Here is a 14,219-nt window from a genome sequence, read left to right on the forward strand (position 1 = left end):
CCCCTGGGCCAGCGGCGCCGTGGTCATCTTGTCCAGCAACTGCACCAGGGAGTAGATCGCGGACTGCCCCAGCGACAACCCCAGGACAATCAACACTTCGAACCGCAGCCGACGGCGGGAGGGAACCAACATGGTTCTATCTTGCCTGCACTTGCCGATAGTTTGCTGGTGCCCGCGTGGTGCCGGCCGCGCCGGCACCCCCGGCTTTTTGGGAGCCCTATGCTTGGGGATTATGAGTGCGCCCCGGAAAATCATCATGATCCGGCACGGCCAGTCTGCCGCCAATGCCGACACCTCGATCTACAACCGTGTTCCGGACTACCGGATCCCGTTGACCGCGCTGGGCCTGGAGCAGGCCACCGCGGCCGGGGAGGAGGTCCGGCGCCAGCTGGACGGCCGCCCCGTGTGCGTCTACGTCTCCCCCTACCTGCGCGCCTACCAGACCCTCGAGGCACTGAATCTCGGCCCGCTCGTGGAGCGGGTGATCGAGGAACCGCGCCTGCGCGAACAGGACTGGGCCAACTTTCAGATCGCCGGCGACATCGAGGACCAGAAGGAGCTCCGCAACGCCTACGGGCACTTCTTCTACCGCTTCCGCGAGGGCGAGTCCGGTTCCGATGTGTATGACAGGATTTCTTCCTTCATGGAAACCCTGCACCGGCACTGGTCCCGGCCCGGCTATGCCCCGAACGCGCTGTTTGTGACGCACGGATTGACCATGCGGCTGTTCTGCATGCGCTGGTTCCACTGGTCGGTGGAATATTTCGAGTCCCTGAATAACCCCGAGAACGCCGAGGTCCGCACCCTGCTGCGCACCTCGCACGGCAAGTACGAGCTCGACAAGCCCTTCACGCAGTGGGAGAAGAGGCGCGTGGACGAGACCGTCCTCGACGCACCGCCCATGATGTTCTAGCGCGGCCCGTCCGGGGCCGGAGCCAGCCGGGTCAGCGGACCGGCCCGCTAACGGACCGGCTGCGCCACACCGGCGCGCCACACCGCGTGCGTCAGGGGGATGCCGGGCCGGTAGGCCAGGTGCGTGGCGGAAGGTGCGTTGAGCAGGTGAAGATCCGCGCGGTGCCCGACGGCGATCGAGCCCACCGCGCGTTCGCCGTCGGCGTCGTTCCCGGACTCCCGGCCCAGGGCCAGCGCGCCGCCGTAGGTCGCGGCGCGCACCGCCTCGTGGACGCTGAGCCGCATCTGCAGCACGGCGGTGGTGACGCAGAACGCCATGGAGCTGGTGTAGGACGTGCCGGGGTTGCAGTTGGAGGCCAGCGCCAGCTGCACGCCGGCGTCGAGCAGTTCCCGGCCAGGGGCCAGCGGCTGCCGGGTGGAGAGATCGCAGGCCGGCAGGCACGTGGCGACCGTGCCGCGCTGCCCGGATCCAGGGGTGCCGCCGCCGCCGGCGGCGTCCCAGCCGGACCAGCTGCCGGCAAGGGCATCGACATCCGCGGCCGAAAGGTAGTTCACGTGGTCCACGCTCGCGGCGCCGACTTCCACCGCCAGCCTGACGCCGGGGCCCTCGCCGAGCTGGTTGCCGTGGACGCGCAGCCCCAGCCCGGCAGCCTTGCAGGCCAGCAGCACCCGGCGGGACTGGTCCTCGTTGAACGCGCCCTGCTCGCAAAAGACGTCGGCCCAGCGGACGTAGGGCCGGACTGCGGTGAGCATCGGCCCGCAGACCAGCTCCGTGTATTCCTCCGCGTCCATCCCGGCCGGCACAAGGTGCGCCCCCAGGTAGGTCACCTCGTCCGCCACGGTGGAGGCGATGCGGGCGCTGCGGGCCTCGTTCTCGAGGTCCAGGCCGTAGCCGGTTTTGGTCTCCAGGTAGGTGGTGCCCTGCGACACGGCCTCCGCGACGCGGCCCATCGCCAGCCGGGTCAGGTCGAAGTCGCTCGTGCTCCGGGTGGCGCCGGTGGTGACGGCGATCCCGCCGGCACTGTAACTCTCCCCCGCCATCCGGGCCTCGAACTCGGCAGTGCGGTCCCCCGCGAAGATCAGGTGCGTGTGCGAGTCGACCCAGCCCGGGAGGAGCGCCCGGCCACCGGCATCCACCCGTTCGTCCGCGGCCGGGGCGTCGGCCGCGGGCCCGAGCCAGGAAATCCGCTCCCCCTCGATCACCACCGCCGCGTCGCGGAGGACGCGGTGTTCCGCGTCCTGGGTCATCAGTTCGGCGATATTGGTGATGAGGGTACTCATGGATCCATTCTTCAGCGCCGGATGGACCAGCGGGTCGCGGCCAGCGCCTCCGCTGTCCGGGATGCCGGACTGGCCTCGGTGGATGGGGACACAGCCACAGCCGGGGTCAGGGCCGGGGCGGTGCCCTGGCCGGCGAGGATCAGCCCGGCGGCCAGTTCCGCGACGCCGGATGAGGTCTGGAATCCGTACCCGCCCTGGCCGGCGAGCCAGAAGAATCCGGTGGCCTCGGCGTCGAACCCCACCACCGGGACGCCGTCGGCCGCCTCCGTGCGCAGCCCCGTCCAGGCCGTGCGGACGTTCCGGATCCCGAGCGTCGTGATCTCGTTGAGCCGGGCGATGACCCGTTCGATGTCGCCGGGATAGGGCCGGGCGTCCTCGGGTCCGCTCGGCACGTGTTCGGCGGGCGAGATCAGGACCTGGCCGTTGTCCGGCCGGAAGTAGAAGCTGTCATCGGCCGCCGCCACCATCGGGCTGGCTTCCGGGAGGGGATTCTCGACGTCCACGATCGCCGCGGTGCGCCGGTACGGCTGCAGGCCGAGCTTCTCGACGCCGCTGAGGACGGCGAGCTCGTCGGCCCAGGCACCGGCGGCGTTGACCACGACGGCGGACTGGAAGCCTTCCTGCCCGGCGCCTAGTTCCCAGCCGGTGCCCAGCCGCTGGGCGGAATGGACCCTGGCGCCGGTAATGATGTCCACGCCGCCGGCCACGGCGAGCCGCCGGTGGTCCTCGAGCAGCACGGGGGCGTTGCAGGCGAAGGATCCGGTGTCCAGCCCGGCGGCGCTGAACGAATCCGGGACCAGGGCCGGGCACAGGTCCAGTGCCTCGGCGTGGGTGATCCGCTGCATGTGTCCGCTTGCCTCCGCCCGGACGGTGGCGTCGTCCCCGATCAGCATGAAGCTGCGCGGGGTGAGCACCGGTTCCGGACGTTCGGCGTCCTGGGCCGCGATGAGGTCGAGCGTCCGGACGGTGAGCTCCTGGACCACAGGCGGGCCGTAGCTGGGAATCAGTTGCCGGGCTGAGCGGGCCGAGGTGTGGTAGGCCAGGGTCTGTTCGGCTTCGATCAGGGCCACGCTGCAGTGCCCGGCCAAGGCGGAGGCAAGGGACAGGCCGGCGATCCCGCCGCCGACAATTACGACATCGTAATGAGCTGACATGATCCCATCCTTGCAGATCGTCGGGTCAGGTGATCACGTCCCGGTATCCGGCGTTTGCCGCAACCTGCTCCCGGGCGGGCAACGTCAATCGGGTCCCACAGTCATCACCTGCGCCGTTGTTGGGTCCCAGGGCGTTGAAATCCAGTGGCTCACGGTGTTCTCGGCACATGCCCTCTCCACGATTCCGAGTTTGGCGGCAACCTTCTTGGAACCCCGGCTGCTTGGACAAATTGTGCACACCGCCCCGGGACATGCCCTGCCATGGTCCGCACGACCGGACATGTCCCTCGTTGCCCCGGGCCGGCCCGGGACATGCCCCTCGTTGGTCGTGGCCGTTGGACATGGTGGCATTATGTCCAGTCCTCGCTGCCCGAGCTGGACATGTCCCCCGTTGCGGCGGGCAGGCCCGGGACATGCCCCTCGTTGGTCGTGGCCGTTGGACATAGTGGCATTATGTCCAGTCCTCGCTGCCGGGGCTGGGCATGTCCCGCGGACAAGCCCGAGGAGGAAGCCGGGATGAACGGGCAAGGCCGGGGCAAGGCCGGGCAGGGTGGGGCCGGGCAGAGTGGGGCCGGACCCCGTGCTGAAAGCGGGGGCCCGGCCCGGCGATCAGGCGGACTAGGCTGCTGCCATCGCCGCGCGGCTGCGCACGAACGCCTGGACGCAGGCTTCGACGTCGTCGGCGCTGTGCGCGGCGGAGAGCTGGACGCGGATCCGGGCGGCGCCCTTGGGCACCACCGGGTAGCTGAACGCCGTGACGAAGACGCCGTTGTGGAGCATGGCATCGGCCACCTTGGCGGCCATGACGGCGTCGCCGAACATTACCGGGACAATGGCGTGCTCGCCGGGGAGCAGGTCGAAGCCCTCCTCGGACATGCGGTTGCGGAAGAGTTCAGCGTTGGCGAAGAGCTTGCCGCGCAGTTCGCCGGAGTTTTCCACGAGGTCCAGGGCCTTGAGCGTGGCCGCGACGATCGCCGGGGCCAGCGAGTTGGAGAACAGGTAGGGGCGGGCCTTCTGGCGGAGCATCGCCACCACCTCACCGCGRCCGGAGACGTAGCCGCCGGAGGCGCCGCCGAGGGCCTTGCCGAAGGTGCCGGTGTAGATGTCCACGCGGTCCGAGACGCCGGCGTGTTCCGGCGTGCCGGCACCGGTGGCTCCCATGAAGCCCACCGCGTGGGAATCGTCCACCATGACCAGGGCATCGTACTTGTCGGCGAGGTCGCAGATCGCTTCGAGCGGGGCCAGGAAGCCGTCCATCGAGAAGACGCCGTCCGTGACGATGATCTTGCGGCGGGCCGGGTTCTCCTGCGTGGTGGCCTCGATCAGCTTCGATTCGAGGTCCGCCATGTCCTGGTTGGCGTAGCGGAAGCGCTGGGCCTTGCAGAGCCGGATGCCGTCAATGATGGACGCGTGGTTCAGGGCGTCCGAGATGACGGCGTCGTCCGGGCCGAAGAGGGACTCGAACACGCCGCCGTTGGCGTCGAAGCAGCTGGAGAACAGGATGGTGTCCTCGGTGCCGAGGAACGCCGAGACACGCTTTTCCAGTGCCAGGTGCAGGTCCTGGGTGCCGCAGATGAAGCGCACGCTGGCCATGCCGAAGCCGCGCTCGTCCATGGCGGTCTTCGCCGCGGCGATGATGTCCGGGTGGTCGGCGAGGCCCAGGTAGTTGTTGGCGCAGAAGTTCAGCACGTCGGCGCCGGTCTCGCCGATCTGCCCGGCCGTGATGCGGTTGGCCTGCGGCGAGTCGATGTGCCGCTCGGTCTTGAACAGACCGGCGCTGCGGATCTCATCGAGTTCGTGCTGCAGCTGGTCCTTGATGGCTGAATACATGGGTTGGCTCCTCGGCTGGTTGGATGCGGGGGCGGAATGCTGTGCGTGGAATGCTGTGTCGGGCAGGGGCCCGGAAGCGTGCGGTCAGGAAAGGGGCCTAGAAAACGGTCCAGTCGAGGACCACCTTGCCGCCGACGCCGGCGCGGGCCACCTCGAAACCCTTTTCCCAGTCGGTGGCCGGCAGCGTGTCCGTGACCACGGCCGAGATGTTTGCGTGCAGGGCAGGGTTGGAGGAGAGCATGGCGCTCATCGCGTACCAGGTCTCGAACATTTCGCGGCCGTAGATGCCCTTSAKGGTCAGCATGTGSGTGACCACYTTGCCCCAGTYGATGTCGATGGACTGGCTGGGCAGTCCCAGCATCGCGATCCGGCCGCCGTGGTTCATGTTGTCGATCATCTCAGGCAGCGCGGTGGGGTGTCCCGACATTTCCATGCCGATGTCGAAGCCTTCGCGCATGCCGAGTTCGCGCTGGGCGTCCTTGACCCGCATTTTCGAGACATCGATCGCGAGGTCGACGCCGAGCCTGCGGGCCAGTTCCAGCCGGGGCGCGGAGACGTCGGTGATCGCGATCTTGCGGGCGCCCGCGTGCCGGGCGACGGCGATCGCCATCAGGCCGATGGGTCCGGCGCCGGTGATCAGCACGTCCTCGCCGACCAGCGGGAAGCTCAGAGCGGTGTGGACGGCGTTGCCGAAGGGGTCGAAGATGGCGCCGAGTTCCGGGGTGACCGAGGGGTCCTGGTGGACCCAGACGTTGGTCTCGGGGATCACCACGTACTCGGCGAAGGCGCCGTCGCGCTGGACGCCGACGCTGACGGTGTTGATGCACATCTGCCGGCGGCCGGCGCGGCAGTTGCGGCAGATTCCGCAGACGATGTGGCCTTCGCCGGAGACCCGGTCCCCCACCTTGACGTCCAGGACGTCCTCGCCGGTCTCCACGACCTCGCCGTAGAACTCGTGGCCGGCGATCAGGGGGGCGTTGATGATGCCCTGCGCCCAGGCGTCCCAGGCCTGGATGTGCAGGTCCGTGCCGCAGATGCCGGTGGTCATGACGCGGATCTTGACGTCCCCGGGGCCGGTCTCCGGCTCGGGACGGTCGACGAGCTCGAATCCTGCGTGGGCGCCGGCTTTGTAGAGAGCCTTCATGGGCCTTCCTAACTGTGCTTTTGGGGTCCTGCTCCGCGCGTTCTGTTCCGCGTGTTCTGTTCCGCATGCGGGGCCGGCGTGTGGGTCAACTCACCCCATTAGACCCACCAGAAAGCATTAGCACAACCGAATTCTTCTCAATCGACGAATTAGCAATTGCTGTTGCATAGAATGGCTGGCATGGAAATCCACCAGCTGGAGATGTTGCGCGAACTCGGAGCACTGGGCAGCGTCAAGGCCGTCGCCGAAACCCTCCTGGTGACGCCGTCGGCCGTGTCCCAGCAACTGGCCGCGCTGCAGAAGACCGTGGAGGTGCCGCTGACCCGCAAGGAGGGCCGGAACCTGGTGCTCACGGAGGCCGGGCAGGTGCTGGCGGACGCCGGGGCCGCGGTGGTCAGCGCGATGGCGGATGCGAAGATGGCGATCGGCGCCTACCACGGCTCACCGGTGGCGCCGGTGACGCTCAGCGGTTTCCACAGCGCCGGGCAGGCATTGTTCGCGCCGCTGGCCCGGCTGCTGGACGGCCCGGGCCAGCCGCGGATCCTGCTCTCCGACGAGGACGTCGCGCAACAGGATTTCCCGGCCCTTACGGCGCGCTACGACCTGGTCCTGGCGCACCGGATGGACCACAGCCCGCGCTGGCCCGAGGAACGCGTCGCGGTGATTCCGCTCGCGCATGAGCCGCTGGACGTGGCGCTGCCGGCCGGGCACCGGCTGGCCGGCCAGCGCGCGGTGACGGCGGACGACGTCGTGGGCGAACCGTGGGTGACGAGCCGCGCCGGCTACTCCCCCGCCGACGTGCTTTCCGCCGTCGCGGCGGTCTCCAGCCGTGAGCTGAACATCGTGCACCGTATCAACGACTACTCGACCGTGGCGGCGCTCGTGGCGGCCGGCGGCGTGATCGGCCTGCTGCCGCGGCACACCGCGCGGCCTGTGCTGAACCCGGACATTGTGCTGCGGCCGCTGGAGGGCATCAGCACCCGGCGCCGGATCGACGTCCTGGCCCGGCCGGAGAACCTTAAACGCACATCGGTCATGATGGTCTGCGAAGCACTGCAGACCATCATGACCGATTTAGTGGGCGGCTAGGGGCTAGCCCTCGACGCCGAGGCGCTGGAGGATCAGCTCGCGCACGCGGCCGGCGTCGGCCTGCCCGCGGGTGGCCTTCATGACCCCGCCGACGATCGCGCCGATCGCCTGGATCTTGCCGCCGCGGATCTTGTCCGCGACGCCGGGCTGCGCGGCGAGGGCCGCGTCGATCGCTTCCAGGAGCGGGCCGTCGTCGGAGACCACGGCGAGGCCGCGCTTCTCGACGATTTCCGCCGGGGTGCCTTCGCCCGCGAGCACGCCGTCCAGGACCTCGGAGGCCATCTTGTTGTTGATCTTGCCGTCTTCAACCATCTTGTTCAGTTCCACGATGGTGGCCGGGTTGACGCCCAGCTGGCCGGGATCGACGTCGGCGTTCTTGGCACGGCCGACGATCTCGCCCATCCACCATTTGCGGGCCACGGTGGCGGTGGCGCCGGCGGCGATGGTTTCCTCGATCTCGTCCATGACGCCGGCGTTGACGACGTCGCGGAACTCCAGGTCCGAGTAGCCCCAGTCGGCCTGCAGCCGCTTGCGGCGCGCGGCCGGCGGCTCGGGCAGCGTGGCCCGGAGCTCCTCGACCCATTCGCGGGACGCGGTGATCGGGACCAGGTCAGGTTCCGGGAAGTAGCGGTAGTCGTCGGCGTCGGACTTGGCCCGGCCCGACGTCGTGGTCCGCGTGTCCTCGTGCCAGTGGCGGGTTTCCTGGATGACCGGCTCGCCGGAGTCCAGCACGGCGGCGTGCCGCTGGATCTCGTAGCGGACCGCGTGTTCGACGGCGCGCAGCGAGTTGACGTTCTTGGTCTCCGAGCGGATGCCGAAACGTTCGCGGCCGTGCGGGCGCAGCGAGACGTTGGCGTCGCAGCGCACGTTGCCGCGCTCCATCTTCGCGTCCGAGACCCCGAGGTTCTTGACGATCTCGCGGACGGCAGCCACGTAGGCCTTGGCGAGTTCGGGGGCGCGGCTGCCGGCGCCCTCGATCGGCTTGGTGACGATCTCGACCAGCGGCACGCCGGAACGGTTGTAGTCCACCAGGGAGTAGTCCGCGCCCTGGATGCGGCCGGTGGCGCCGCCCATGTGGGTCAGCTTGCCGGCGTCCTCCTCCATGTGCGCGCGTTCAATCTCGACCCGGAACACGGTGCCGTCGGACAGCTCGACGTCCAGGTAGCCGTCGTACGCGATGGGCTCGTCGTACTGGGAGGTCTGGAAGTTCTTCGGGGTGTCCGGGTAGAAGTAGTTCTTCCGGGCGAAGCGGCACTTCTCGGCGATCTTGCAGTTCAGCGCCAGGCCGATCTTGATCGAGGACTCGATCGCGGTCTTGTTCACCACCGGCAGCACGCCGGGCATGCCGAGATCCACCTCGTTGACGTTGGTGTTCGGCTCATCGCCGAAGACGTTCGGCGCGGAGGAGAACATCTTGGTCTTGGTGTTGAGCTCCACGTGGACCTCGAACCCCAGGACGGGATCGTACTTGTCCATCGCCTCTTCGAAGCTGAGGGTTGCGTCAGTCATTAGTGTGAGCCTCCGTGGCTTGAGGCGGCGGCAGCCGCAGAAGTAGCAGTGAGCGAGGGGGCCTTTTCCAGCAGCGGGCCGCCCCATTGCGCCTCGAGCAGGGATTCCAGGACCGCGCCGACGCGGTACAGGCGGGCATCCTGGCGGGCCGGGGCCAGGAGCTGGATGCCCACGGGCAGTCCGTCCTCGTCGGCCAGGCCGCCGGGCAGGGACAGGCCGGGGACGCCTGCCATGTTCGCCGGGATGGTGGCGACGTCGTTGAGGTACATCGCCAGCGGGTCGTTGAGCTTCTCGCCGAGCTTGAACGCCGTGGTCGGCGCCGTCGGGGAAATCAGCACGTCGGCCTTTTCGAAGGCGGCGTCGAAGTCGCGCTGGATCAGGGTGCGCACCTTCTGGGCCGAGCCGTAGTAGGCGTCGTAGTAGCCGGCGCTCAGGGCGTAGGTGCCCAGGATGATGCGGCGCTTGACCTCGTCGCCGAAGCCGGCGGCGCGGGTGGCGCCCATGACCCGCTCGATGGTCATGGGACCGTCCTTGGGCAGGACCCGCAGGCCGTAGCGGACGCCGTCGAACTTGGCCAGGTTGGAGGAGGCCTCCGACGGCATGATCAGGTAGTAGGCGCCCAGGGCGTACTTGAAGTTGGGGCAGGAGACCTCGACGATCTCTGCGCCCGCGCCCTTGAGCAGCTCGAGGGATTCGTTGAAGCGGTTCTCGACGCCGGCCTGGTAGCCCTCGCCGTGGAGTTCCTTGATGATGCCGATCTTCATGCCCTCGACGTTGCCGGTCCGGGCCGCGGCCACGAGGTCCTCGAGCGGGTCCGGCAGCGAGGTGGAGTCGCGCGGATCGTGCCCGCCAATCACCTGGTGCAGCAGGGCCGAGTCGAGAACGGTGCGCGAGACCGGGCCGATCTGGTCCAGCGAGGAGGCCATGGCGATGGCGCCGTAGCGGGAAACGCCGCCGTAGGTGGGCTTGACGCCGACCGTGCCGGTGACGGCGCCGGGCTGGCGGATGGATCCGCCGGTGTCCGTGCCGAGGGCCAGCGGGGCTTCGAAGGCCGCGACGGCGGCAGCGGAGCCGCCGCCGGAACCGCCGGGGATGCGGTCCAGGTCCCACGGGTTGTGCGTGGGCCCGTAGGCGGAGTGCTCGGTGGAGGAGCCCATCGCGAATTCGTCGAGGTTCGTCTTGCCCAGGATCGGCATCTTGGCGGCGCGCAGGCGCTCGACGACGGTGGCGTCGTAGGGGCTGTGCCAGCCTTCGAGGATCTTCGAGCCGGCCGTGGTGGGCTGGCCGATCGTGACGATGAGGTCCTTGACGGCGATCGGGACGCCCGCGAGGACGTGGAGCTCTTCGGCGGCGGCACCGCCGGCGGCGCGGATCGCATCCACTTCGGCGGCGACGGCGAGCGCCTCGTCGGTGTTGACGTGGAGGAAGGCGTGGACCTTGCCGTCGACGGCGGCGATGCGGTCCAGGTAGGCCTGGGTGACCTCGACGGCGGTGATCTCGCGGGCGGCCAGCTTCTCGGCGAGCGCGGCGGCGGAGAGGCGGATCAGTTCGTTGTTCTCAGTCATGGTCTTAGTCCTCATCCAGGATTGCCGGGACCTTGAAACGGCCTTCGTACGCGTCGGGGGCACCGGAGAGGGATTGCTCGGCCGTAAACGTGTGGCCCACGACGTCCTCGCGGAACACATTGGTCAGCGGAATCGGGTGGGACGTGGCCGGGACGCCATCACCGGCGGCTTCACTGACGGACTTCACTGAATCCACGATGACGGCGAGTTCGCCGGCCATCCTGTCCAGCTCTTCAGCACTCATCTCGATGTGCGCGAGTTGCGCGAGATGCGCGACGTCGTCGCGGTTGATCGCAGCCATGGATCTCCCCTGCAAGGTATGGATAATTTTCCGTCCCAGTCTACGTGGGTTGGACGGTGGTTACTGTCCGCCGCCTGGAACGACGACCACAAACAACGCGGGGTCACTTACGGTCCATCCGGAGGTCCCGAATGGGCCGTAAGTGACCCCGCGTTGGTTGGTGCTGTTGGGAGTGGTTAGCCGATGCCGATGGCTCCGGTGAGCACTCCGACGCCGAGCATCACCAGGGAGATCACGGCCGTGCGCCACAGGACCTTCTTGTGGTGGTCGCCCAGGTCCACCTTCGCGAGGGAGACCAGGAGCAGGATGGCCGGGACCAGGGGGCTCTGGAGGTGGAAGGGCTGGCCGGTGATGGAAGCACGGGCCATGTCGGCAGCGCTGACGCCGTAGTGGGCCGCCGTTTCGCTCAGGACCGGCAGGACGCCGAAGTAGAAGGCGTCGTTGCTCATGAAGAACGTCATCGGGATGCTCAGGACGCCGGTGATCACGGCCATCAGCGGACCCATGTCGGACGGGATGATCTGGACCAGCCATTCCGACATGGCCTTGACCATGCCCGTGCCGTTGAGGACGCCGGTCAGGACCGAGGCGGCCATGACCATGCTGACGACGGCGACGATCGAGGGAGCGTGCGCGATCAGCTGGGCGCTCTGGTCCTTGACCTTGGGGAAGTTGACCAGCAGGGCGACGGCGGAGCCGACCATGAAGACGAACGGGAGCGGAATGACGTTGGCGACGAGCGTCACCATGACCGCGACCGTGAGGCCGAGGTTGAACCAGAACAGCTTGGGACGGAGGGTCTTGCGGTTGGGGTCCAGGGCGGTGTCGGCCATGGCGGAGTCGCGGTCGTCAACGAGGGAATCGGCGCGCTCCAGCACTGCAACGGACGATCCTTCCGGGGAGAGCCCGGCGGGCGAGGCGCCGGGGCCCTTGCGGCCGCGGCGGATTCCGGTACCGCCGGCCGCGCTGCCGCCGGCTGCGCCGTCTGCGTCGCCGTCGAAGGCTGCGGCTGTATCCGGGACACCCCAGATCTCGGGGGCGACGGCGCGGAGGCGGTTGCGTTCCTGCAGGCCGAGCAGCCAGGAGAAGACCAGCACGACGATGAGCCCGGCGATGAGGGACGGGACCATGGGCACGAAGACATCATTGACGTCGAGCTTCAGCGCGGAGGCGGCGCGGGCGGTCGGGCCGCCCCAGGGCAGGATGTTCATGGTGCCGTTGGCCAGGCCGGCCACGCAGGTCAGGACCACGGGGCTCATCTTCAGCCGCAGGTAGACCGGCAGCATCGCCGCGGTGGTGAGGATGAAGGTGGTGGAGCCGTCACCGTCGAGGGAGACCGCTGCCGCGAGGATGGCCGTGCCCAGGACCACCTTGGCGGGGTCGTTGCCGAGCTTGCGCAGGATGAACCGGACCAGGGGGTCAAAGAGCCCGACGTCGATCATCAGCCCGAAGTAGATGATCGCGAACATCAGCAGCGCGGCGGTGGAGGTCATGGATTTCATGGAGTCCATGACCATCGGGCCGATCCCGAGGCCCGCGCCGGCGAAAAGCCCGAAGACTGTGGGAACAATGATGAGCGCCAGCACCGGCGTCAACTTCTTCGTCATGATCAGCACCATGAATACCGCGATCATGGCGAATCCTAGTAATACCAGCACGGCCGGCTCCTTCTTCGTTGAATGACACCACTCCGGTGTGATGCGCACTACAGACGTTAGAGTGGCGCCCGTCACGACTGGGCCTTTGGCTCAATTGATTGGCATACTGCTTATTGGATGCATTTTGCGCATTTTGCTCACGTCCGTACCAACCCCAGGCAGGAGCCCGATGAAGCGCCGCACAGCTCTGCCGGCACTGCGCTTTTCGACCCAGACGCTGCTGCTGCAGCTCGGCGTCGTTGCGCTGGTGGTGCTGCTGAGCAGCGCCGTCCACGCCTGGCTGAGCTATGACCGGCTGGGCCGCGAGGCGGAGAACCAGGCGCTGACCCTGGCCCGGACCGTGGCCTCTGACCCCTCCGTACGGGCTCAGGTCCAGTCCATCAGCGCTCTTCCCGCCGCTCCCCCGGCCGCCGAGCTGTTGGCCGGTCCGTTGATGGCTGCCGCGGAGGGTGCCCGCACCCGCACCGGGGCCCTGTTCGTGGTCATTACGGACGAGACCGGCATCCGGCTGGCGCACCCCGACGCGGAGCGGCTGGGCGAAAAGGTCAGTACCGACCCCTCGGACGCCCTCGCGGGCCGGGAGGTCACCACTCGGAACACGGGCACGCTGGGCCCGTCCGCCGGCGCCAAGGTCCCGGTGTATGCCCCGGACTCGACGGCGGTGGTGGGCGAGGTGAGCGTGGGCTACTCCACCGAGACGATCAGCCAAAGCCTGGCCCGGGACATCATCCCCATCGCCGTCACGGCCGCCGGCGCGCTGCTGGCCGGCGTGCTCGCCTCCTTCCTGCTGCGGCGTCGGCTCCACCGGCTGACCCTCGGGCTGGAACCCGAGGAGATCAGCACCCTGGTGCACGACCAGGTGGCCGTGTTGCAGGGCGTCGACGACGGCGTGATCGGCGTTTCGGCCGACGGCAGGGTCAGCGTTTTCAACGCCGCCGCCCAGCGGCTGCTCGGTGTCCCGGAGCTCGCGGGCACGGCCTGGGCCGCCGCGCCGGTCCCGGAGCAGCTCAAGGCCCTGACCCGGGCCGATGCGGCCGAGGGCGAGGCGGTGGAACTCGTGGCCGGCGGCCAGGTGCTGGTGGTGAGCGCCCGCAAGGCCCTGCACGGCCGCGAGGACCTGGGCTGGGTGGTGATGCTGCGGGACCGGACCGAGCTGCAGCAGCTGACCCGCCAGCTCGACGCCGTCGGCACGATGTCCGCGGCATTGCGGGCGCAGCGCCACGAGTTTGCCAACCAGCTGCACACGATCGCCGGGTTCATGAGCATCGGGGAGCCCCAGCAGGCCCAAGACTATCTCGCCAAACTGGCCGGCACCGGGCCGCTGGCATTCCCGGTGGACCAGGCCGAGCTGCTCCAGGACCCCTACCTGCAGGCCTTCCTCGGTGCCAAGGGCGTCGAGGCGGACGAGCGCGGCGTGAGCCTCCGCCTCGGCCCGGAATCTGTGGTCCGCGGCCACGTCACCGAACCCCAGGACGTCACCACCGTCCTGGGGAACCTGATCGACAACGCCGTGAACGCCGCCGTCGCCGGATCCGCGGCCGAGCGCTGGGTGGAAGTCGAAGTGCTGGACGAACCGGGCATCAACGGAGGCGCCGGCACACTCCACATTGTGGTGGCCGATTCCGGCGACGGCCTGGGCGTTGGAATGACAGCCGCCGAGGCCGAGGGCGTCTTCGCGGAGGGCTACACGACCTCGGTCCGGCCAGCGCGCCCTGGCGGAGGGCAGGGCCTGGGGCTGGCGCTGTCCCGGCAGCTCGCGCGCCGCCGCGGCGGAGA

11 protein-coding genes and 1 pseudogene are annotated in these 14,219 nt (G+C 68.7%); 3 read left to right on the forward strand and 9 right to left on the reverse strand.

Annotated elements, in window-relative coordinates; translation table 11 throughout:
* A pseudogene (locus tag AC1DHX_RS18530) lies at positions 1 to 132 on the reverse strand (CPBP family intramembrane glutamate endopeptidase); the annotation flags it as partial.
* Between the two features lie 100 nt (positions 133 to 232).
* Between AC1DHX_RS18530 and AC1DHX_RS18535 the strand changes: the two are divergent.
* A complete protein-coding gene (locus AC1DHX_RS18535; RefSeq protein WP_028278302.1) occupies positions 233 to 913 on the forward strand; it encodes a histidine phosphatase family protein in 681 nt (226 codons plus the stop codon).
* Between the two features lie 47 nt (positions 914 to 960).
* On the opposite strand, the gene AC1DHX_RS18540 is transcribed toward AC1DHX_RS18535, so the two are convergent.
* From AC1DHX_RS18540 to tdh, 4 genes are all read right to left on the reverse strand, one after another.
* On the reverse strand, positions 961 to 2,193 hold the full coding sequence (locus tag AC1DHX_RS18540; RefSeq protein WP_476859086.1) for an amidohydrolase family protein: 1,233 nt from the start codon (positions 2,191 to 2,193) through the stop codon (positions 961 to 963).
* Between the two features lie 11 nt (positions 2,194 to 2,204).
* Entirely contained in the window at positions 2,205 to 3,347 is a 1,143-nt protein-coding gene (locus tag AC1DHX_RS18545; RefSeq protein WP_476859087.1) for an NAD(P)/FAD-dependent oxidoreductase, read from the reverse strand.
* 618 nt (positions 3,348 to 3,965) lie between these two features.
* Positions 3,966 to 5,177: a glycine C-acetyltransferase gene (locus AC1DHX_RS18550; RefSeq protein WP_476859088.1), complete on the reverse strand. Its 1,212-nt coding sequence runs from the start codon at positions 5,175 to 5,177 to the stop codon at positions 3,966 to 3,968.
* 97 nt (positions 5,178 to 5,274) lie between these two features.
* Complete coding sequence (gene tdh / locus AC1DHX_RS18555; RefSeq protein ID WP_476900337.1) at positions 5,275 to 6,321, reverse strand: L-threonine 3-dehydrogenase; 1,047 nt, start codon at positions 6,319 to 6,321, stop codon at positions 5,275 to 5,277.
* 180 nt (positions 6,322 to 6,501) lie between these two features.
* On the opposite strand from tdh, the gene AC1DHX_RS18560 reads away from it, so the two are divergent.
* Entirely contained in the window at positions 6,502 to 7,410 is a 909-nt protein-coding gene (locus AC1DHX_RS18560; protein WP_018774590.1) for a LysR family transcriptional regulator, read from the forward strand.
* A gap of 3 nt (positions 7,411 to 7,413) precedes the next feature.
* Here the strand turns inward: AC1DHX_RS18560 and gatB are convergent, their stop codons facing one another.
* From gatB to AC1DHX_RS18580, 4 genes are all read right to left on the reverse strand, one after another.
* On the reverse strand, positions 7,414 to 8,919 hold the full coding sequence (gene gatB, locus AC1DHX_RS18565; RefSeq protein WP_476856494.1) for an Asp-tRNA(Asn)/Glu-tRNA(Gln) amidotransferase subunit GatB: 1,506 nt from the start codon (positions 8,917 to 8,919) through the stop codon (positions 7,414 to 7,416).
* Positions 8,919 to 10,484: an Asp-tRNA(Asn)/Glu-tRNA(Gln) amidotransferase subunit GatA gene (gene gatA, locus AC1DHX_RS18570; protein ID WP_476859089.1), complete on the reverse strand. Its 1,566-nt coding sequence runs from the start codon at positions 10,482 to 10,484 to the stop codon at positions 8,919 to 8,921. The genes gatB and gatA overlap by 1 nt, the downstream gene beginning before the upstream one ends.
* 4 nt (positions 10,485 to 10,488) lie before the next feature.
* Positions 10,489 to 10,785 (reverse strand): Asp-tRNA(Asn)/Glu-tRNA(Gln) amidotransferase subunit GatC, encoded by a 297-nt coding sequence (gatC, locus tag AC1DHX_RS18575; protein ID WP_476859090.1) that lies wholly within the window; start codon positions 10,783 to 10,785, stop codon positions 10,489 to 10,491.
* A 176-nt stretch (positions 10,786 to 10,961) separates the two neighbouring features.
* Entirely contained in the window at positions 10,962 to 12,443 is a 1,482-nt protein-coding gene (locus tag AC1DHX_RS18580) for a CitMHS family transporter (protein ID WP_476859091.1), read from the reverse strand.
* 169 nt (positions 12,444 to 12,612) lie between these two features.
* Here AC1DHX_RS18580 and AC1DHX_RS18585 point away from each other — a divergent pair.
* Positions 12,613 to 14,219 (forward strand): sensor histidine kinase (locus AC1DHX_RS18585; protein WP_476900338.1); only part of this gene is annotated, 1,607 nt, incomplete at its 3' end.

This window comes from Arthrobacter sp. 05N33_2 (assembly GCF_056397425.1).